The 493-nt window shown below is 75.3% G+C and carries 1 protein-coding gene; it reads right to left on the reverse strand.

Annotated elements, in window-relative coordinates; all coding sequences use genetic code 11:
• Positions 1–245 precede the first annotated feature (245 nt).
• Positions 246–493, reverse strand: a 248-nt coding sequence (locus EPD83_RS20475) for a hypothetical protein (RefSeq protein WP_205859616.1), incomplete at its 5' end; no start/stop codon positions are given.

The following is a 493-nucleotide window of genomic DNA, read 5'->3' on the forward strand; positions in this document are numbered from 1 at the left end:
CCGTCCCCACCCACCCCTAGCGGACATTTCGGGGTGACCCCGAAATGTCCGCCGGAGCGCACTTCGTAAGCGGGGTCTCGGCGACGTTCCGGGGTCTCGGGCCCACGTCAGGTCGTGCGGCGGTCGGAAGGGCTGCGTCGGACCGTGGCCGGCGGCGGTTTCAGTCCGCCAGCCCGGAGTGGGCCCGTGTGGTCGGCCAGGATGGTCCGACAGCGGCGGCGGACGTCTGCGAGGTCGTGTGCGGCTCAGGACGCCGACGCGCCGGGACGGTGCGCCGCCGCTCCGGCTCGTGACGACAACTCGTCGGATGCTCCGGCCACCGGTGCGGTGGCGGACGCCGTCGACCCCGTCGCGACGGGAGCGCTCGACGACGCGGAGCCGGACGACCACGTCGCCGTCGATCCGCCGCCGGGGCCCTCGGCGGCGACGAGCTTCGCCGACAGCGCCAGCGCCCGGCGCAGGGCGGCGAAGATCCGGGCCGGGTTGGCGAGGT

The sequence above is a fragment of the Phycicoccus flavus genome (genome assembly GCF_004025965.2).
GTDB classification, from domain to species: Bacteria; Actinomycetota; Actinomycetes; order Actinomycetales; family Dermatophilaceae; genus Phycicoccus; species Phycicoccus flavus.